Origin of the sequence: Colwellia sp. BRX8-9 (assembly GCF_014077245.1) — a bacterium.
Lineage (GTDB): Bacteria > Pseudomonadota > Gammaproteobacteria > Enterobacterales > Alteromonadaceae > Colwellia_A.
This window is the reverse complement of the sequence record NZ_JACGVN010000017.1, coordinates 1-19,144: the sequence shown is the minus strand read 5'-3', so window position 1 is coordinate 19,144 and position 19,144 is coordinate 1. Positions and strand designations below refer to the sequence as shown.

General features: G+C 38.7%; 19 protein-coding genes. 9 read left to right on the top strand and 10 right to left on the bottom strand.

All coding sequences use genetic code 11. The features are described 5' to 3' along the window. Positions 1-80: 80 nt before the first annotated feature. From H4J70_RS14325 to H4J70_RS14315, 3 genes are all read right to left on the bottom strand, one after another. A complete protein-coding gene (locus H4J70_RS14325; protein WP_182251319.1) occupies positions 81-611 on the bottom strand; it encodes a TetR/AcrR family transcriptional regulator in 531 nt (176 codons plus the stop codon). Between the two features lie 76 nt (positions 612-687). After that, positions 688-939 carry a glutathione S-transferase N-terminal domain-containing protein gene (locus H4J70_RS14320; protein ID WP_182218245.1) on the bottom strand — a complete coding sequence of 84 codons (252 nt, stop codon included), beginning with the start codon at positions 937-939 and terminating at the stop codon, positions 688-690. Between the two features lie 12 nt (positions 940-951). After that, positions 952-2,064 carry an FAD-dependent oxidoreductase gene (locus tag H4J70_RS14315; RefSeq protein ID WP_182251318.1) on the bottom strand — a complete coding sequence of 371 codons (1,113 nt, stop codon included), beginning with the start codon at positions 2,062-2,064 and terminating at the stop codon, positions 952-954. 188 nt (positions 2,065-2,252) lie between these two features. Here H4J70_RS14315 and H4J70_RS14310 point away from each other — a divergent pair, with 188 nt between their 5' ends. Further along, positions 2,253-2,870, top strand: a complete 618-nt coding sequence (locus tag H4J70_RS14310; protein ID WP_182251317.1) for a glutathione S-transferase — start codon at positions 2,253-2,255, stop codon at positions 2,868-2,870. 89 nt (positions 2,871-2,959) lie between these two features. After that, the gene (locus H4J70_RS14305; RefSeq protein WP_182251316.1) at positions 2,960-3,652 is read left to right on the top strand and encodes a cupin domain-containing protein; all 693 of its coding nucleotides are present in this window, start codon (positions 2,960-2,962) and stop codon (positions 3,650-3,652) included. Positions 3,653-3,675: 23 nt separating this feature from the next. On the opposite strand, the gene H4J70_RS14300 is transcribed toward H4J70_RS14305, so the two are convergent. After that, positions 3,676-4,620: a LysR family transcriptional regulator gene (locus H4J70_RS14300; RefSeq protein WP_182218253.1), complete on the bottom strand. Its 945-nt coding sequence runs from the start codon at positions 4,618-4,620 to the stop codon at positions 3,676-3,678. Positions 4,621-4,739: 119 nt separating this feature from the next. Here H4J70_RS14300 and H4J70_RS14295 point away from each other — a divergent pair, with 119 nt between their 5' ends. From H4J70_RS14295 to H4J70_RS14280, 4 genes are read left to right on the top strand one after another with little or no spacing between them, the layout of a single operon-like run. Next, entirely contained in the window at positions 4,740-5,921 is a 1,182-nt protein-coding gene (locus H4J70_RS14295) for an efflux RND transporter periplasmic adaptor subunit (protein ID WP_182175705.1), read from the top strand. Positions 5,922-5,930: 9 nt separating this feature from the next. After that, complete coding sequence (locus tag H4J70_RS14290; RefSeq protein ID WP_182241960.1) at positions 5,931-9,074, top strand: efflux RND transporter permease subunit; 3,144 nt, start codon at positions 5,931-5,933, stop codon at positions 9,072-9,074. Between the two features lie 3 nt (positions 9,075-9,077). Continuing rightward, complete coding sequence (locus H4J70_RS14285; protein WP_182251315.1) at positions 9,078-10,514, top strand: TolC family protein; 1,437 nt, start codon at positions 9,078-9,080, stop codon at positions 10,512-10,514. A 15-nt stretch (positions 10,515-10,529) separates the two neighbouring features. Further along, on the top strand, positions 10,530-11,558 hold the full coding sequence (locus H4J70_RS14280) for a zinc-binding dehydrogenase (protein WP_182251314.1): 1,029 nt from the start codon (positions 10,530-10,532) through the stop codon (positions 11,556-11,558). Positions 11,559-11,567: 9 nt separating this feature from the next. On the opposite strand, the gene H4J70_RS14275 is transcribed toward H4J70_RS14280, so the two are convergent. Next, positions 11,568-12,356: an ABC transporter substrate-binding protein gene (locus tag H4J70_RS14275; protein WP_182222387.1), complete on the bottom strand. Its 789-nt coding sequence runs from the start codon at positions 12,354-12,356 to the stop codon at positions 11,568-11,570. Between the two features lie 768 nt (positions 12,357-13,124). Between H4J70_RS14275 and H4J70_RS14270 the strand changes: the two genes are divergently transcribed. From H4J70_RS14270 to H4J70_RS14260, 3 genes are read left to right on the top strand one after another with little or no spacing between them, the layout of a single operon-like run. Beyond that, positions 13,125-13,850 carry a 5-oxoprolinase subunit PxpA gene (locus H4J70_RS14270; RefSeq protein WP_182251313.1) on the top strand — a complete coding sequence of 242 codons (726 nt, stop codon included), beginning with the start codon at positions 13,125-13,127 and terminating at the stop codon, positions 13,848-13,850. After that, positions 13,850-14,554: a 5-oxoprolinase subunit PxpB gene (pxpB, locus tag H4J70_RS14265; protein WP_182241962.1), complete on the top strand. Its 705-nt coding sequence runs from the start codon at positions 13,850-13,852 to the stop codon at positions 14,552-14,554. Before H4J70_RS14270 ends, pxpB begins: the two co-directional genes overlap by 1 nt. Beyond that, the gene (locus H4J70_RS14260) at positions 14,547-15,527 is read left to right on the top strand and encodes a biotin-dependent carboxyltransferase family protein (RefSeq protein WP_182251312.1); all 981 of its coding nucleotides are present in this window, start codon (positions 14,547-14,549) and stop codon (positions 15,525-15,527) included. Before pxpB ends, H4J70_RS14260 begins: the two co-directional genes overlap by 8 nt. Positions 15,528-15,576: 49 nt before the next feature. Here H4J70_RS14260 and H4J70_RS14255 read toward each other — a convergent pair whose 3' ends face one another. From H4J70_RS14255 to H4J70_RS14235, 5 genes are all read right to left on the bottom strand, one after another. Continuing rightward, a complete protein-coding gene (locus H4J70_RS14255; RefSeq protein ID WP_182216598.1) occupies positions 15,577-15,822 on the bottom strand; it encodes a hypothetical protein in 246 nt (81 codons plus the stop codon). A gap of 200 nt (positions 15,823-16,022) precedes the next feature. Then, complete coding sequence (locus H4J70_RS14250; protein ID WP_182251311.1) at positions 16,023-16,472, bottom strand: hypothetical protein; 450 nt, start codon at positions 16,470-16,472, stop codon at positions 16,023-16,025. A gap of 190 nt (positions 16,473-16,662) precedes the next feature. After that, complete coding sequence (locus tag H4J70_RS14245) at positions 16,663-17,112, bottom strand: methyltransferase (RefSeq protein ID WP_310733698.1); 450 nt, start codon at positions 17,110-17,112, stop codon at positions 16,663-16,665. A 234-nt stretch (positions 17,113-17,346) separates the two neighbouring features. Then, positions 17,347-17,961: a MarC family protein gene (locus tag H4J70_RS14240; protein ID WP_182222393.1), complete on the bottom strand. Its 615-nt coding sequence runs from the start codon at positions 17,959-17,961 to the stop codon at positions 17,347-17,349. A gap of 315 nt (positions 17,962-18,276) precedes the next feature. Next, positions 18,277-18,969 carry an SOS response-associated peptidase family protein gene (locus H4J70_RS14235; protein ID WP_182251310.1) on the bottom strand — a complete coding sequence of 231 codons (693 nt, stop codon included), beginning with the start codon at positions 18,967-18,969 and terminating at the stop codon, positions 18,277-18,279. Positions 18,970-19,144 lie beyond the last annotated feature (175 nt).

Here is a 19,144-nt window from a genome sequence, read left to right as displayed (position 1 = left end):
TCGTCAGTACTATCAACTGAAGTCATAAACCATGACAACGGTGTGAACGACATTATAAGGATTTACTTGCTACAAGATGACTAAACAAAGTCGGTAAGGCTGTCAAAAGCCGATGTATCGTCTAACACTTTTGCTAAAATCATCATCCCTTCTAAAGTAGCTAATAACTGAATAGCTTTAGTTTTGGCAATGTCTACTGCTAAACCTTTTTCGTCTATATACACGGCTTGTAACCAGTTTATATTTAATTCAAAAAAGCGTTTTATTTCTATGTTGACTTGCTCTGGCAATGCATCAGACTGTGCGCCTAACAAGCCACATAAACACATTTGATTGTCTTTTTCTAATGCCGTTTTAAAAGCATTAATATAGAGATTAATCGCACTACGGCCCTTTAACTTTGCTTTCTCAGCATTTAATAACGCTAAAAAATCATCTACGTACTGGTGTGCTAGTGCGGCACCTAAATCAGCTTTTGTACGAAAATAGTAATGAACACTTGAGCTTTTAATGCCAATTTCATCAGCCAGTTCCCTAAAGCTAAAATTACCATAGCCACCAGATCTTACTTTATTTTCAGCTAATTTGAGTATTTGAGATTTTTTATTCATAAATAAATGCTATTTGAAGGTGAAGTAAATGATGAAATTATTAAATAAATTTAATAATTTCATCCATTATCAATGACTAGGCTATTTTATTCAAATAGTTAATAATATCTCCAGATTCATACAGCCAAGATTCTTGACCATTTTCTGTAATTTTTAAACAAGGTACCTGTTTCTTTCCCCCTTGTTCGATTAACTCTTTATTAAAGGCTAAATTTTTCTCTGTGTCACGTAATTCAAGCGTAACATTGCTAGTTTTCATTGCGGCAATGACTTGTCGGCAATATGGACAATGAACCTTGTGATATAAAGCATAAGAACTTTTACTCATTATATTTTCTCTCTAGTTAAGGTCATTAAATTCTTTTTTTAATGACCTAATGGTTGTATTTGCGGCAAATAATGCGCCTTCAAGGTAACCGGCTTCTTGCTGAGCAAATTCGCTACCGGCTAAATATAAATTTAATGAGGATAATTCGCCAGCAAACCCCTTCATATTAAAATAAGGATGATTTGGTGGCTCCACTCTGTCTTTTTCAACGGCAACATAATGATCATTACCCCAGCTTTTTAAATAACACTGTGAGTATTGCTGGGCCTCATCACCAAATAATAAGCTCAGTTGATTAATGCACAAAGCTTTAACCCGTTCTACAGATAAACCTTCTATCGCTTGTGACGAAAGCCCAATAAAACCAAATAAAGCGAAATCTTGCTGTACTTGTGCCGAGGCATCATGAATTTCTATCATAGGTCCAACACGGCTAAAGGCTTGCCCTGCTAAGCCTTTCGTTCGCCAAAAAGCCTCTTCATAAGTTGCAATAAACTTAGCTTGGCTTGCCATCCAAGTCGGCACAGCGACAAGGGCTGCGGTTAAAGCTTTGCTTGCCCAATGAACGGGTGTTAAAAATTCATTAATGATCCGCGGCGGTAAAGCTAAAACTAAATGGTCGGTTTCAAAAATAGATGTCGAGTCATCTTTAGTATTTTTTACTGTCACTTGCCAGCTATCGTGCACTTTTGTTAATTGCTCGACTTGACAACTAAGCTGATAGTTATCTTTAGATAGCTTAGCCTGTAAAGCTAAAATGAGCTTGTATAATCCGCCAGCTAAACGATGTAAAAGTGGCCCTTGACCATTTTCAATAATTTGCGGCTGAGTATGCTGATCCGCATGATAAACAACCGCACCTTCAATATGTTGGTCAAATAAATGTGTTTGCAAGTCAGCCACTAGTGCTTTCATCTGGTGATGATGCGGAAATATCCACGTCGGACCTAAATCATGTAATGGTTCATTTTCATCATACACTTTCGGTTGCTCGCTATATATACGGCCACCAAAAACATCTTTTGCTTCAAAAAGAAGATAAGGAATATTCAACTGTTCTAGTTGATAAGCGGTATATAAAACCGCTAATCCCCCACCGACAATAATCACACGTTTATTATTCATATGTAAACTTTAAAAAAAACTATCTACTGATAGATAAATATTAACTAGCTCGACCTGTAAAAGCAACTTTAATTTTTTAGAAGACTTGAGTTTTAAATAAAATTTGACAATATAATTAAAAATACGCAGACTACCTACCAGTAGGTAGTCAAGTAAACAACGATAACCAAATTAATTGGAAATATAAAATGAAAATATATGATATAGAAGGTTTTCCTAACCCATTGCGTGTCCGCATGGCGTTAGCAGAGAAAAACGCCTCTGACAAGGTCACTTTTATTGCTGTTGATGTGATGAACAAAGAACATCGAAGTGACGCTTTCATCGCTATGAACCCCTTAGCCAGCGTACCCGTATTGGCATTAGATGATGGAACTTACATCGCTGAATGTTCTGCTATTATTGAATATATCGACCACACTTTTGAGGGGATATCGTTAACAGGGTCAACGGCAAAATCGCGTGCCGTTATTAGCATGATGCAACGAAGAGCTGAATTAATGGTACTTGATGCTGTCGCTACTTATTTTCATCATGCTACCGACGGCCTAGGACCTGAACTTGAAACATATCAAAATAAAGAATGGGGTAAGAAACAAGGCGAGAAAGCACTTGCTGGTTTTAAATACTTTAACACTGTTTTAAGCAACCAGACTTATGTCGCAGGTGAAGCTTTTACTGTCGCTGATATTACCCTGTTTGCCGGTCTTGGTTTTGCTGACTTTGCAAAAATAGCCGTACCCGACGAATACACACATTTACTCAATTGGCGTGCTAAGGTTGCTGAACGTCCAAGCGTTAAATAAAAAATGACGGTTAGTCATTTTACATGAAGGTTTTTACTAAATGTAAAATGACTCACTTTCACCCTTACTGTTTTAAAATAGGATTGATTATGGAAATTTTAGCTAACTTTGAACAAAGAGCTATCGTGCACAGTACCTCATTAGCATGGTTAGCTTCACCTATGCCTGGCGTAGACAGAAGACCGTTAGACCGAGTAGGCGGTGAAGTGGCCAGAGCAACATCGATAGTAAGATACGCAAAAGGAAGCAAGTTTTCTGCCCACGTTCACACCGGTGGTGAAGAATTTATTGTACTTGAAGGTGTATTTCAAGATGAACACGGCGACTACCCTGTCGGCTCATATATTAGAAACCCACCACAATCTTCTCATACACCTCGTTCTGATGAAGGCTGTATTATTTTTGTAAAACTTTGGCAATTTCAGCCAGAAGATAGAAGCCATGTTTGTTTACAAACACAGCAAATGTCTGCAACACCGACAAAAATACTAGGCGTTTCAATTATCCCACTACACCAAGATACCATTGAAGAGGTCGCTATTTTATCTTTTGAACCGAGCGCAGTAATGAATATTGTCGCGACTCAAGGGGCTGAAGTTTTAGTGTTATCAGGGGAGTTACAAACACCCAGTGATTTATTACAAAAGCATAGTTGGGTACGTTTGCCATTAGGCGATACCTTAACGGTAACCGCTGGTAGTGCTGGCGCAAGAATTTGGCTTAAGACAGGTAATTTAACTGAGGTAAACAAGCAAATAAAACGAGTAAAATTGGCGGGTTAATATTTAATAGCACAGACAAATATCTACCGGGTATATAACTGTTCAAAGTTAGGAATAGCCCGTTCCCAAATAGGTATTTCTTTTCCTAAATACTCACGAACCGCATCAAAAAATAATCGCGTTCTAACGGGTAGATCGCGATGTGGATATACTGCATAGATAGCGCCATACTCCATTAATCTAACGTCGGTCAATAAAGGTACTAAACGACCATCTTTCACTTCGTTATCAAGTACGAAAGCTGGCGCAACAAAAAACGCGCTACCTGATAATGTTTTCATCAATAAAACTTCGGCATCGTTTGCCCTAAAAATACTATTGAGTTTTTGTTCCTTGGCTTCACCATTTTTATCATAGTAGCGAACACCTTCGACTTTAAACGAGGTGCTAGCGTAACTTGCCGCCGGTAATTGCGTTAAATCTTCGATAGTTTGAGGTAAACCATAATTAGCAATAAATGTCGGGGTCGCTAAAATTAACAAACGATTACGCGCTATTTTACGAGCAATTAACGACGAATCTTTGGGCTCACCGATACGAAACGCAAGGTCAAACCCTTCTGAGACAATATCAATAACACGATCATCTAAACGCAATTCTACTTCAACCTGCGGAAAGCGCATTTGAAAATCGTTAATGACTGGCTGTAAGTAACGTTTCCCAAATAAGGTAGAAGACGTTATTTTGAGGACTCCTTGGGGCTCCAAATGATAATTTTCAGCCATTCGTACTGTTTCGCCCAGTAACTCTCTAAGTTCAGCTGCTTTTTTAACCATCTCAGCGCCAGCAGCCGTTAAGGAAAATGAGCGTGTAGTGCGATTAAGTAATCTAACGCCTAATTGTTCCTCAAGGCGGCTGAGCTGTTTAGAAATAACCGAACGGTCAATATTACGTACCTCAGCCGCTTTAATAAAAGAACCTTGTTCAACCACTTCAAGCAACATCAATAATCGGCTAGTCGTATCCATACTTTATTACCATCACAATTCTATTGGTGCTATTTTGGCACTAATCAAATGCAAAATCTATGGTTTTTATCAACAGGTTTGTTACGTAAAATTGCGCTCAAATTAAAAGAGGTCTTATTATGAATAAACATTTAATCGCAGTAGCTATTGCTATGGCAAGCTTAACTTTATTAGGTTGCTCAGAAGCGCCTAGTCAAAAAACACAGCAGCAACAACTACAGTCGATTGATGTGGCAGAAGTGCTAGTCAAATCTGTACAAAATTGGCACACCTATACCACCCACTTAGAAGCACCTGAGCAAGTTGCTTTGAAACCACGTGTTTCAGGGGTAATAGAGTCGATTGCTTTTGATGAGGGTCAGCAAATTAAAACGGGCGACCTACTGTTTAAACTAGATGATCGACCCTTTTTAGCTATTGTTGCTAGCCTTCAAGCACAAGTTAACAGTGCAAAAGCTGCATTTGATCAAGCCAAAAGTGAAGAAGAACGTGCAATACGTTTAACTCAACGAAAAGCGATATCCACTGAACAAGCAGAGTCTCGCACGTCAACATTACGTCAGCGCGAAGCACAACTCGCCGCATTACAAGCACAATTAACAGCAGCACAACTTGATTTAGAATTTACCGCTATTCGTTCACCTATCGACGGTATTATTTCTCGCGCCAACATTACCAAAGGCAATAACATTATCGCCGGACAAAGTGTGCTAACAACGATTGTTTCTAACCAAGCGATGTTTGCTTACTTTGACATTGATGAGCGCACTTGGAATAGCGATTTTGCTAATATTAGTGCCTCCGATCAGCAAAAAGTCATGATGCAAAAAGTAGGACAAAGTGAGTTTGCTTACCAAGGCTATATTGATTTTATTGATAACCAAATAAATTCGGCAACCGGCACATTGCGGGTAAGAGCGGTATTTAATGAAGAGAAAAACCAACTCCGTGCAGGCTCTTTTGCGCGCATCAAGTTGGCTGCAAATGCCATTACCGAAAAAATTATCGTGCCTTCACGCGCTATTGGTACCGACTTAAAAAATAATTTTGTTTTAACTGTTGGTGAAAATAATATTTTGCAATATAAGCTGGTTAAATTGGGTGAGCGTTACGGCAGTTTACAGGCGATTACTTCTGGGCTAAAAGCAACGGATGTTATTGCTGTTAATGGTCCTGCCCGCGTAGGTCCAGGCATGCCTGTCGCACCTAATAATGTCACCATTGATAGTGCTGGTATTGCCTTTACTTTATCACCTGTTGCTGATGCCAGTTTAACGGCAAAACTAACGTCAGAAGAATAAGAGTTAACCATGAACTTTTCACATTTTTTTATACAACGCCCGATATTTGCAGCTGTCTTGTCATTTGTCATTCTGCTTGCTGGTGGACTTTCACTTTTTCAACTACCCGTTAGTGAATACCCTGGTGTTGTGCCACCAACCGTGGTGGTTACGGCAAATTACCCAGGGGCAAACCCTTCGGTTATTGCACAAACAGTGGCAACCCCACTTGAGCAAGAAATCAACGGCACTGAAAACATGCTATACATGTTTTCACAAGCCACTGGCGATGGTCGTATGACCTTAACGGTGACGTTTGCTCTTGGAACTGATCTAGATCGCGCGCAAGTACAAGTACAAAATAGCGTTAATAGTGCATTATCTCGCTTACCAGAAGAAGTGCAACGTCTGGGTGTGGTTGCAGAAAAATCATCGCCTGATTTAGCTATGGTGGTACATTTATATTCACCCCAAGAAAGCCATGATACCGCATATTTATCTAACTACGCCGATCTCTACGTTAAAGATAAAATCTCCCGCTTACCCGGCGTTGGTGATATAAAATTATTTGGTGGTGGTCAATATTCGATGCGCGTTTGGCTTAACCCAGATGCATTAGCTGCGCGTGAATTAACCGCAACCGATGTTATTAATGCATTACGTGAGCAAAACCAACAAGTTGCTGCCGGTAGTTTAGGCTCTCAACCTGCTGCTAACGACAGTGAATTTCAAGTATTACTCAATGTAAAAGGCCGTCTTGATAACATTGAAGAGTTTGAACAAGTTATTATTAAAGTCGGCGAACAAGGCCAGCTTACTCGATTAAAAGATGTCGCTCGTGTTGACCTAGGACAAAATACTTATGCCTTGCGTGCCATGTTAGACGGGCAACCTGCTTTAGCTATGCCTATTTTTCAACGACCTGGTTCTAATGCTATTGAGTTATCAGATCAAGTACGGGCAACTATGGCGTTATTATCTGAAGACTTCCCTGCTGGTGTCGAATACGACATAGTTTACGATCCCACTATTTTCGTCCGTGACTCTATCGATGCAGTAATAACGACCTTAATTGAAGCCATTGTTTTAGTTGTGATTGTGGTAATACTATTTTTACAAACATGGCGTGCTTCAATTATCCCGTTAATTGCCGTACCCGTGTCGTTAATTGGTACCTTTGCGGTAATGCAATTACTTGGCGTTTCAATTAACACCCTATCACTTTTTGGTTTAGTACTGGCAATAGGTATTGTCGTCGATGACGCTATTGTTGTCGTTGAGAATGTCGAGCGTAACATCGAAAAAGGGCTAAGCCCTTTAGAAGCAACACGCGTTGCCATGACAGAAGTCACCGGACCTATTATCGCTATCGCCTTAGTATTAAGTGCGGTATTTATACCAACGGCATTTATTAGTGGCCTATCGGGGCAATTTTATAAACAATTTGCCTTAACTATTACGATATCAACGATAATATCGGCCTTTAACTCTTTAACGTTATCGCCAGCATTGGCGGCATTGTTATTAAAATCACACGATAGTAAACCAGACCGATTAACACGCCTACTTAATAAACTTTTTGGCCGTTGGTTATTCGCGCCTTTTAACCGTGTTTTTGAACGTGGTAGCCATGGTTATCAGAAGCTGGTTAAAAAATTAATGCGTATGAGTGTTATCGTTATTGTTGCCTATATCGCACTCTTGGGTGGAACGGTACAGTTATTTAGCAGTGTGCCCGGTGGCTTTATTCCAGCACAGGATAAACAATATCTTATCGCTATTGCTCAATTACCTGACGCAGCAAGTCTTGACCGTACCCATGCGGTGGTTAGAGAAATGGAAAAAATTGCTCTAGATATACCAGGTGTTGCTCATACTGTTGCTTTTCCTGGCTTGTCGATCAATGGTTTTACTAATAGTCCTAATAGTGCGATTGTTTTTCTTCCTTTAGATGCTTTTTCTCTGCGAACTGATGATAGTAAATCAGCTATGGCAATTGCAGCGCAATTAAACCAACGTTTTACAGCCATAGATGAAGCTTTTGTTGCGGTATTTACACCACCACCAATCCAAGGTTTAGGTACAACCGGCGGCTTTAAGTTACAAATTGAAGACCGTGGTAACAAAGGCTTTGAAGTGTTATTTAATAGCTTACAGGCAGTTATTGACAAAGCAAGACAAGACCCTGCATTGGTAGGACTGTTTTCAAGTTTTAGAATTCAAGTTCCACAAATGGATATAGATATCGACCGTGAACAAGCCTTAATACAAGGAATTCCACTCGATGAAGTCTTTAATGCGCTGCAAGTCTATTTAGGCTCAGTTTATGTCAATGACTTCAATATGTTTGGTCGTACTTATCAAGTAAAAGCGCAAGCAGAAGCTGAGTTTCGCCAAGACCCTGAACAAATATTAAACCTCAAAGTGCGCAATCGCCATGGTGATATGGTGCCGTTAGGTTCTGTTTTAACCGTAACGCCAACAACAGGTCCAGACCGTGTAATGCATTACAATGGTTACCCAAGTGCTGAGCTTAATGGTAGCCCTGCCCCTGGTTATAGTTCAGACCAAGCACAAACGGCAATAGAAGGTATATTGGCCAATACCCTACCCAAAGGTATTGCTTATGAATGGACAGAAGTGACTTACCAACAAATATTAGCCGGCAACACTATGGTGTATGTTTTTCCGCTAGTGGTGCTTTTAGTCTTTATGGTTTTAGCTGCACAATATGAAAGTTTGCGTTTACCTTTAGCCATTATTCTCATTGTACCCATGACTATATTCTCTGCTTTGTTAGGTGTTTGGCTCGTTGGTTCAGACAACAATATTTTCACCCAAATTGCGTTAATTGTTCTGGTCGCACTGGCCTCGAAAAATGCTATTTTAATGGTAGAGTTTGCTAAGGATCAAAACGAGCAAGGCTTATCTCACTTTGACGCTATTATTGAGTCATGTAAGCTGCGTTTACGTCCAATACTCATGACTTCGATAGCCTTTACGGCTGGGGTACTACCGTTAGTTTTTGCTACAGGTGCTGGAGCAGAAATGCGCCATGCTATGGGTAATGCGGTGTTCTCAGGCATGATAGGCGTGACTGTATTTGGCCTGCTCTTTACGCCAGTATTTTATATTTTAGTGACCAAGACTAAACAAAAAAAGGTTGAGGAGTAGCCAATGATTAAGTTACTTACCCGTAGTTTAAAAGCCAAGCAATTTAGCGCTAAACCGCTAAAAACCAAGTTAACTGTCGGTGTCGTTTTAGTCGCCAGCTTATTATCGGGATGTGCCACCAAAATTGATGAGCAACAGCATCAACAATTAATGAAAAGTTTTATTGCTGATGCTGATATAGCCACACAGTTGACCGGTCAAGACGAGATTAATTGGTGGCAACAACTCAACTCAGTACAATTGAATCAATTGATTAAAGATGCACTTACCAATAACCATGACTTAAAAACAAGTCAGTTACAATTGCAAAGTGCTTTAGCTAAACTCAAGGTAGAAAAGAGTGATTTTCTACCACAAGGTGGGCTTGAGGTTGGTGCGCAACGCACCAGCATAGCTGATAATATTAGTCGTCAATCAAGTGCTAATCTAGCCTTAAGTTGGCAACTCGATTTATTTGGTCGTATTAATGCGTTAGTTGATGCCGCCAATGCATCAGCGATGAGCCAGGCTGAACAATTACGCGCCTTGCAAATCGAAGTGATTTCGTCTGTTGTTAAAGGTTTCATTAGTTATCAGGGCAATATGCAAAAGCAAGAGATTATTAGTCTGCAAGTTGCTGCGCTTAAAAAAAGTATCTTGGTTCTTTCCGCCAGGGTTGAAGAAGGCATTGCTAATGAACTTGACTTAAACCGCACTCGTGCTCAGTTAAGTCAACAACAAGCATTATTACCTGAAACAAGTTATGCATTATATAACGATTTATCTACGTTGGCCTTATTAACCGGTCGTTTAAGCGGCGATATAAAGCTTAATAATGAACAAAAGATCTTTGACTTACCCTTTGAGGTCACTTTAGCGCAACCCAGTTCGGCTATAGCTTTACGTCCTGATATTAGCCAAGCCTTATATCAATTTAGCCAAGCTAATTCGTTAAGTGTAGCCGCAAGTAAAGCCTTGTTACCTGACATTAGTTTAAGTGCCTTTGTTGGTGTGCTAAGCCTTGGCAGTAGCCAATTAAATAATAGCCAGCATCAATGGCAAGTCGCGCCACAAATACAATGGTCATTATTAAGCTATCCAGCTTTACTGGCGCAACGTGACGCGCAGCAATATTTAAGTGAAGCGGCATATAGCCAATATCAGCAGGTTGTTTTAGCGGCTATTAATGACAGTGAACTATCGTTACAATTGCTGACAAAGCACCTTGAACAAAAACGCTTTGCAGATAAACGTTTCCAATTTGCTCATCAAGCTTTTATGCAAGCTAACGCTATGTATCAAGAGGGGCAAATTCCTTACTTAGAGTTGTTAGATGCGCGGCAGGATGTTTTAATAGCCCAAGAAAATGCAGTAAACGCGACCATTTCTTCATCTCTGGCCAAAGTAAGTGCCTATCAGGCTTTTAATGGTCGGTGGAGTTACGGTTTAATCACCTTGTAAAGTTTGAGTTTTTTTATGCTAACTACTGAGATATTGCCCAACATTGACCAACCTACTTCTATGCGAGCTATAGTGCTTGAAAAGGCAAACGAAAAAATCCATTTATCTGACGTGCAATTGCCGTTACCTGAGTGCGATGAACACGAGCTGTTAGTTAAGGTTGAATATGTAGGTCTCAATCCTATTGATGCTCATTTCGCTAAAAGTGGATTTTCTCAATGGCAATATCCTCATATTCTTGGCTTAGATGCAGTTGGCATTGTCGTCCAAGCTAAAAAAGGCCTGTTTCCTAATATTGGCGATCGCGTTATGTGGCATGCCAATATTGGTCAACAAGGCGTGCTAAGTGAGTACGCTAAAGTCCCTAACTTTGCCGTTTCTATTGTGCCAAAAAATGTTACAGCAAGTGAAGCGGCAACACTTCCTTGTGCCGGTATGACGGCTTTAATTGCTTTAGATAAATTACAAGTAGTACAAGGTGATACTATTTTAATTGAGGCTGGTGCAGGTGCTGTTGGGCAATTTGCTATTCAGTTTGCCAAGGAACGTGGAGCAGATGTGTTTACCACGGCTGCTAAGCATAATCATAAATTAGTAAAGAAACTCGGTGCTGATGCAATATTTGATTACCACGATAAAAAACTTTGTCAAAAAATTCGCCTAGCATTAGGACCACAAGGTTTTGATGCAGTTCTTGACTCTGTTGGTGGTGACTCAACAATGCGTAATATTGAGCTGATGAGGTTTTGTGGTCGTATTGCTTGCTTGCGTCCCTTGCCTAACATTGACCAAGAGCTCATGTTTAGAAAAGCGCCCAATATCGGCATAGTATCACTCGCTGGTGCGTGGTTAGCCAATAGCTTGTGCGCACAACAAAAAATGAGTTTTAAGAGTAATCAATTACTTGATGCACTAGCAAAAGGCAGTATTCAAACGCCTGATATTACCTTAATTGAATTTAACGCACATCAGGTTTCTCGTGCCCTGCATATTCAAGTTGATGGAGGTTTTACCGGTAAACAAGTGGTAAAAATATTTGCCTGAGGGTTTTATTTAGTCCCTTGGCTGGCTACTTTTTGAGTGCCAATCTGAGATACCATAACGCTGCAATATTTTTGACAGTTGTCCTTCTGATCTTAGTTTTATTAAGCCTTTATCAAAGGCACTAATATAGTTAAGTTTAGTGTCTGGTGCAAAGCCGATAAAAAGCGGAACAAATATACCTTGGGTACCGGCATATTGTAAGTTAGTGATTTTTTTATCCTGAATTTCATATTCAACATTAAAACGCGAATCAAGCAGCACAGTTATACGCTGCTTACTGAGCATTTTTAAAGCACTGGATAACGGCTTATCTCCCGAGGCTAAAAATATAAATTCACCCGAGGTTTCTTTTAGGCGACTCACTGCACTGCCGTATTCATAGCCATTAATAAGCCCAAGAATATTGCCCTGTTCAATGAAGTTTTTAAGGTTCTCTATGGTAGAAAATTTCCATTGAGTTTCGTTACTAACATAAAAGTCATTATACAAGCCGCCATAAACTTGTTGGCTTTGCCTTAAATCAAAAGCTTCAATGTGTTCTTTTGTTAAAGCGAGGACCATGTCTAACTTTGATTGTTGAAGAAGCCTTAATGAACGAGCCAGCGGCATAAGGGTAAAATTAACATCATAGTCTTGAGCTTCAGCAATTTCACTGATGATTTCAATTAATATACCTGGCTTATCATCTTCATTACAAATGTAAGGACACCATTCGTCTGAAGCAATGTTTATGGTGTCATTTGCCCCAACTTGCAGTGACCATGAAAAAACAATAAATAATATATATTTATACGGCATTTAGCACCATCGTTTTTACCTAATTTCAACGGTGAAATTAGGTAAAACCCCATAAGAATGTAAGTAGATCTATTGGTATATTAATAATTATAACAATAGTCAGCTATTAGCTTGTTAAAGATTAGCTTATTTTTAACTTTAACTTTAACAGAAACGACCGATTACTTGTTACTAGGGTCAAAAGTAACAATACCAATTTATACCTTACAGGCATTGCTAATGTAAAGTCGCTCGTCAAACAACTGGCCATTCATCCCATGATTGTAATCAATACACCCCGTTATTTTATCATGTCAGTGGCAACTACCTATTTGAAAACCTAGCATTAAATCAAGTCTTTGCCTTAACAGGACTACAGACCATAACTGCCGGTAAAGTCTAAAACAATGACATTAACACATGCAAGGAAATGTACAGGTAACATTTTATCTTATTACTTGCGAAAATAAATTATGTAGGATCAATAGGTACACAAAAATGATCATTTATTGAACTGGCAAGTGTCTTATTGCATTGATTTTATTGTTGTACACTCCCAAAAGTATCATTAACATCTTTTTATATTTATCTCAGCCATTTGATTTAAGTAATCTAGCCTCTCTTATTTAGATACTATTAGCCTTATACACCTAAAATTTAGTAAGATGCTGGCTAATCTTTGTCACTTAATAGCATGCTAAAGATTTAAAATAACGATGCTTGGTCAGAGTATCGTTAAAGTAATCATAATTCTTCACTGCATATACGGTAATATTTTTAGGAAATGAAATGAAGTTAAATTGCGACCTCGGCGAAAGTTTTGGCTCTTGGAATATGGGCTCAGACGCAAAAGTAATGCCGCACATTGATCAAGCAAATATTGCTTGTGGCTTCCATGCCGGCGATCCTTTGGTCATGCAAAAAACATTAGAATTAGCTAAGCAGCACAACGTTAGTGTTGGCGCTCATCCTAGTTACCCTGATTTAGTTGGTTTTGGTCGTCGCTCAATGAAGTGCTCCACAGAAGAAATTATTGCGTTAGTTTTATATCAGGTGGCGGCTATTGATGGCGTTGCTCAGTCTTTAGATATTGAGCTTAGCTATGTAAAACCTCATGGTGCACTATATAACGACATGATGACTAATATTGAAGTGCGCGAGGCGATACTTTCAGCCATAGCCCAATATCACAAACCACTTAAGCTAATGATACAAGCAAGCTCAAATATTAAAAAACATCGCGCTCAAGCAGAAAAATTTAACGTGGAAATACTCACTGAAGCCTTTGCTGACAGATGCTACAACGATGATGGCAGCTTGTTATCACGCAACATAACAGGTGCGGTGCATAATAGAGAAAAAATGATCGCACAAGTTAAACTGTTAAAAGAGCAAAGCAGTGTCATCACTATTAATGGTAAGCGCTTACCTTTAGAAGTAGACAGCTTGTGTGTGCACGGTGACAACCTCGAGGGCGTAGAAGCAATAGCCACTATTAGGGAGCTTATTCGTTAATGTCAGCAACATTTAAAATAGAAATTGCCGGTGAAAACAGCTTGATCCTTTATTTTGACCAACCCGTTAATGATGAAGTTGCCGCAAAAGTACAGCAAGCACAATGGCTGATCAGGCAAGAGATGAGCAATGATATTATTGATTTAATACCATCTTATGCTTCAATATTAGTGATGTTTAATTTACACAATATCGACCATCATCAGATCACTAACAAATTGCAAAAGCTATTAATAAACTCACCAATAATTAATCATAATCAAGGGGCACTCATCGAATTACCTGTTTATTATTCGAGCGAGTCAGGACCCGATTTAGCGGCTATGGCTAAATCTAAAGACTTAACCATAGAGCAAATAATTACCCTACATCAGCAACAAGAATATAACGTTTATGCGATTGGCTTTGCGCCGGGCTTTGCTTATTTAGGCGAAGTTGATCAGCGTATTGCGATGCCTAGATTAAGCACTCCTCGTATAAAAGTGCCTAAAGGGGCTGTTGGTATTGCTGACAGGCAAACAGCTGTTTATCCAAGTACTTCTCCCGGTGGTTGGAATATTATTGGTCTTTGCCCTATTGAAATGTTTAACGCCAATAAAGCGCCGACAATGCCCGTTCAAGTAGGTGATAGGGTTAAATTTAAAGCGATTTCCAAAGATGAATTTTTTGCACTAGGTGGTGTATTAGGTGCAACATATGATTAGTCAAAGTAAAGCTTCTTTAAGAAGACCGGCAATAAACTTAGGTTTTATTGTTAAACGACCAGGCATGTTAAGTCTTGTTCAAGATGAGGGTCGTTATGGTGCTTTTAATGTCGGTTTAACCAATGGTGGTCCGATTGATAAGCTGGCTTTTCACTGGGCAAACCGCTTATGTAATAATGCCCTTAATGTTAGTGCTATTGAAGTGAGTGTTGGTGGTTTTGCCATCATTGCACAAGTAGATGCTGTTATTGCCGTAACAGGCGCTGACATGCCATTAACCATTAACGGTCAAGTAAAAACGTTATGGCGCAGTTATCAGGTGAAAGCCGGTGACTTAATCGAACTAGGTTTTACTAACCTTGGTATGCGAAGTTATTTTGCTGTTGCTGGTGGTTTTAATATAACACCCAGTTTTGGCAGCACTGCAACCGTTTGCCGTGAAGGTATCGGGGGATTAAAGGGCAAAAAATTAGCCGCGAACGATATACTCCCTTGTGTAACAACAAAAGATTCTCAATTAGTTAATTTATCTATAGAAGACCAACCTAAATATAGCCAAGAAGTACTGCTGCGTATTATTCCTAGTTATCAGAAACATCATTTCAGTGTAGAACAGCAAAAATTGTTTTTTTCAAGTGAATATAGCGTTGGTAAAAGCTTTGATCGGATGGGTTATCGTTTAGAAGGTCAAAAAATTGTCTCTGATATTAACGGCATCTTATCAGAGGGTATTTGTCATGGTGCCGTGCAAATTCCTAGCGATGGCCAACCAATAGTATTAATGAATGATCGTCAAACAATTGGTGGCTACCCTAAAATCGGTGCAGTTATATCCATTGATACCGCCAAATTAGGTCAGTTATCTCAAGGCGGTAAAGTACGCTTTGCGCCTATTACGATGGAAAAGGCACGTGAACTTATTCTCGAAGATTTAAGCTTATTTGAACAAACCCAAGTTAGCGTCTGTGATTAATATAAGTCACACAAATAAGCTATTGGTTTAGTTTGAAGCTATGGTTGTATTACTTAGCGCGAGTAAAGACCTGCTTATAGTAATAATGCAAAACATAACCAGAAGCGAGTACAGGGAAAATAATAGAACTTAATAAATTAGCCCACTGCCCTGTTGATGGCTCAAGTAGAACTAAACTAACCAATAGACTTAGACCAAGCCCAAAAAGTGCACATAATACAACAACGCCGAATAAAACGATTTTACTGGTAAAATAACAATCATCTTCTGCTAACTTTTTAACACCTACACCCATTAACTGCCCTTATTAAGCTAACAACTTATTATAACTGTGTTTCATTATATCTATAAAAATTAGAATAATACCTAATAAAAACAATATCACACTAATAATAATGAAGAAGCCTACGTTTATTAGTACTTCAACTGCAGATATTAACTCGTCTAGTTCTACAGTTGATTCTGATTAGTTTTGCAACGCTATTTGGTCGCTCTTCAACGTTGATACTCAGTAGCGTTTTTAGCCAAGCCTTGATTTATTTTATGTTGCATATAAACCACATGTAACAACGATGTAATAAACGGGTTTAACCAAAGTTTGTCTCCTCTATTAGCGCCTGCAATTAGATTAATACGATTACGCACCATAATTATCCAGGTGATATCGAAAATAGATGAGATAATATGAAAACCTAAGGTGAAATTTAAAATACCAGGCTCTTGCCAGTTTACTAGTGCGTGAATTAGAGTGCCAAACGAAATAATATATAAAAATATAGTGATAAAAATAAAAGTCTTAGATATTTTTAACGCTGTATGTTTATTAATTTGCTTAGACAACAGGTAGAGCTTATATATCAAATATGAGCCGATACTTAGAATACAAAGAGCTAAAGTCTTTGTTACTGACGCAATATCAAAAACGCCCATAAATCCATTTTTCATTTATTCTCCAAAGGTAAAACACACTAATACTATTTAGCTACACTCCAATAAGGAGAGGTTAAAAGTTTACTGAAATGTTGAACGAAATAAAAACAGCCAATTGTTAATTTTCATTATTGAGTGGCTTGTCAGCTAGATACTGAAATTTAGAATATAGTATATCGTCATTACGCCTTAATAAAGCCAAAGCTCATTTTGGTTGCCAATGGTATACGTAAATAGGTGTTTGATAGAAGTCTCTAAGCCTGATGACTCTTGTTGGTTGACATAAAGGTAAGGCGAAGGTGTTACTCACAATAGTAACCTTATTAAAGACTTCATCTACTAACTTTTCTTGAAGAGCGACCATGCCTTCAGGAAAAAGGTAACAAACTAGGGTCGAGGCAGTACTGAGATCAGCGTTTTTAAAGTCTTTACGAAAGAGAGTAAGGTTATCTAAACGTAAACTGTGTTTCAAAATTTTTGAAACCAACCACGGAAACCAAGATAACTCGTAGCCGATAACTTGCTGATTGGGGTGTTTTTGGGCAACAGCTATAACCAGCGTGCCCCAACCAGAGCCTAGATCAATTAAAGGTCCTTTTTCATACGTATCTATTTCAGCAAGCATGGTTTTGCACGCTTTGCTTGAACTCATCATAGGGGAAATCCCCGTTTTCAGCGTACTCCAAACAATGGATAATACTATTAGAATAACTATGACAAGAAGTATTAGAGAAAAAAAGTCCATGTTAACAATAGCCTAAAATAGTTGAACGCTGATGATTTCGCTTACACCTAACACCGCAACAAGCGGAAAAAGCCAACTGTTCATTTTACCTTTAATAAAAATTAACAAGACACTCATCCTAAATGTGAGTTAATTTCCCCCTACCTATAGCAGTTTATAATAATCACCAAAGCCAGCTAAAATATTCGTGATAGCAATAGATGAAAGAATGAGTCCCATAACTCGACTGATCACACTTGCTCCACTTGTCCCTATAATGCGGTTAATGAAGCCAGCGAGTAACATTAAGATATAAACTAAAATTAGGACAGATAACATAACTAATGCAGTTTGCGTTTGCTCCCAGAGTGAATATACAGAATTTTTAGTTAAGAGTACGGCCGCTAGCATGGCTCCGGGGCTTGCAATGGAAGGAACCGCAAGTGGAAATATGGCAGTTTCTTTATGGGAATCTTGTAATGATTTTATTTCTTCATCGGGTTTACTATCGCCAAAAATCATATTGAGAGCAAAAAGAAACAAAACGATCCCTCCAGATATTTGAAATGCGGGTAATGGAATGGATAACGCCGTTAAGACTATTTCACCAACAATCAAGAAAAACAACAACACACACGCAGAGACAATGGTGGCGAGTAAGGCAACACGACGCTTAGTTTTTTGGTCATATTGAGCTGTTACAGCTATAAATACTGGTATTGTGCCAATTGGATCTACAACAGCAAAGAATGTTATAAAAACCGCTAAAACATCTATCATTTTACATGTCCCCCAGATTTAGAAAAGTTTAAAACACGATTGTATTATTTAAGTCGAAAACTGGTGAAGTATACAAGATATAGACTTTCTAAACGATTTTAATTAAGGTAATTATCCCTTCTTAAAGATTGATCCCCTCAATAATAATACCTTAGGCTTTTCAAAATATTACATCAACTAAGTCTAAATAAGAAACGGTTATTAAACACACAACTCCAGCTTTTAAATGTGCTTCTACGCTAAAACCTTCTGTTCCTTTTACGCTATTTACGCCTATTAGCAATTATCTCAGATAACTTAGTGTATTATCGACTTTCAATCATAAGGAATTGTTTGCGGCAAAGAAATTGGCCGATGAGTCATGGGTTTATCAATTTGATGGGCAATCAAAGACTGAGGCAAACGCGGATGTAACAAATGTTCAAATTGATCAAGTTCATCACATTGTGGATCTAACCACTTGTCTACGAGTGATGAATTTTGTGGGAGTATCAGTGGCATGGCTTTGCTATGGATATGTTTTAATTTTTCGTGTGCTGGCAGCGTTATCACCGAGCAACTCAGTTTAATTTCTCCCGTTTTCTTATACTGCCATGTTCGATACAAGCCCCCCAATATTAAACCGCCAGATTCTGCTTGCATATCAAAGTAATGAACCGGCTTTTTATCGACAAATTCAGTTTCACCAAAGCCTTTAACGGCAATAATACACCTAGCGCTCCGATACGCCTGATAACCAGCACTTTGGGGAGTATTAAGCTTATCAAATCGGGTATTAAATGAAGTAAACCGAGAGGGTTTAAAGTCATTTTCAGTTTGATCAAGCAATAACCACCACATAGCACTTTCTACTCGGCGTTGTTCACCCACATTCCTTACAATGGAAACAGTGTCTGCAGCTTTAACAAAGCGACGATCAATCGGCCTATCAATAACCTTATTTATTTTTAAGTGGGTATAAAGCTTTTTTACACCGCTATCAAACGTCGTATTCAACCGACCACACATAATACTATCCTTATTTATATCGGCCAGTGTAGCAACGAATATTAGCTGTGTCTTGCCAACGAATGTAACAAGTTGGTGTTAAAGAGAAAATGACTTAGTGACGACTGATGATTAAAAATAAGATGTTTTTAATGATAAAAGTGAGCCTATTCAACTCACTTTCATATGACTAACA

Bases quoted from the DNA above. Each gene is read 5' to 3' on its own strand.
- H4J70_RS14325 (WP_182251319.1), bottom strand. From the start codon at position 611: ATGAATAAAAAATCTCAAATACTCAAATTAGCTGAAAATAAAGTAAGA.
- H4J70_RS14320 (WP_182218245.1), bottom strand. From the start codon at position 939: ATGAGTAAAAGTTCTTATGCTTTATATCACAAGGTTCATTGTCCATAT.
- H4J70_RS14315 (WP_182251318.1), bottom strand. From the start codon at position 2,064: ATGAATAATAAACGTGTGATTATTGTCGGTGGGGGATTAGCGGTTTTA.
- H4J70_RS14310 (WP_182251317.1), top strand. From the start codon at position 2,253: ATGAAAATATATGATATAGAAGGTTTTCCTAACCCATTGCGTGTCCGC.
- H4J70_RS14305 (WP_182251316.1), top strand. From the start codon at position 2,960: ATGGAAATTTTAGCTAACTTTGAACAAAGAGCTATCGTGCACAGTACC.
- H4J70_RS14300 (WP_182218253.1), bottom strand. From the start codon at position 4,620: ATGGATACGACTAGCCGATTATTGATGTTGCTTGAAGTGGTTGAACAA.
- H4J70_RS14295 (WP_182175705.1), top strand. From the start codon at position 4,740: ATGAATAAACATTTAATCGCAGTAGCTATTGCTATGGCAAGCTTAACT.
- H4J70_RS14290 (WP_182241960.1), top strand. From the start codon at position 5,931: ATGAACTTTTCACATTTTTTTATACAACGCCCGATATTTGCAGCTGTC.
- H4J70_RS14285 (WP_182251315.1), top strand. From the start codon at position 9,078: ATGATTAAGTTACTTACCCGTAGTTTAAAAGCCAAGCAATTTAGCGCT.
- H4J70_RS14280 (WP_182251314.1), top strand. From the start codon at position 10,530: ATGCTAACTACTGAGATATTGCCCAACATTGACCAACCTACTTCTATG.
- H4J70_RS14275 (WP_182222387.1), bottom strand. From the start codon at position 12,356: ATGCCGTATAAATATATATTATTTATTGTTTTTTCATGGTCACTGCAA.
- H4J70_RS14270 (WP_182251313.1), top strand. From the start codon at position 13,125: ATGAAGTTAAATTGCGACCTCGGCGAAAGTTTTGGCTCTTGGAATATG.
- pxpB (WP_182241962.1), top strand. From the start codon at position 13,850: ATGTCAGCAACATTTAAAATAGAAATTGCCGGTGAAAACAGCTTGATC.
- H4J70_RS14260 (WP_182251312.1), top strand. From the start codon at position 14,547: ATGATTAGTCAAAGTAAAGCTTCTTTAAGAAGACCGGCAATAAACTTA.
- H4J70_RS14255 (WP_182216598.1), bottom strand. From the start codon at position 15,822: ATGGGTGTAGGTGTTAAAAAGTTAGCAGAAGATGATTGTTATTTTACC.
- H4J70_RS14250 (WP_182251311.1), bottom strand. From the start codon at position 16,472: ATGAAAAATGGATTTATGGGCGTTTTTGATATTGCGTCAGTAACAAAG.
- H4J70_RS14245 (WP_310733698.1), bottom strand. From the start codon at position 17,112: ATGATGAGTTCAAGCAAAGCGTGCAAAACCATGCTTGCTGAAATAGAT.
- H4J70_RS14240 (WP_182222393.1), bottom strand. From the start codon at position 17,961: ATGATAGATGTTTTAGCGGTTTTTATAACATTCTTTGCTGTTGTAGAT.
- H4J70_RS14235 (WP_182251310.1), bottom strand. From the start codon at position 18,969: ATGTGTGGTCGGTTGAATACGACGTTTGATAGCGGTGTAAAAAAGCTT.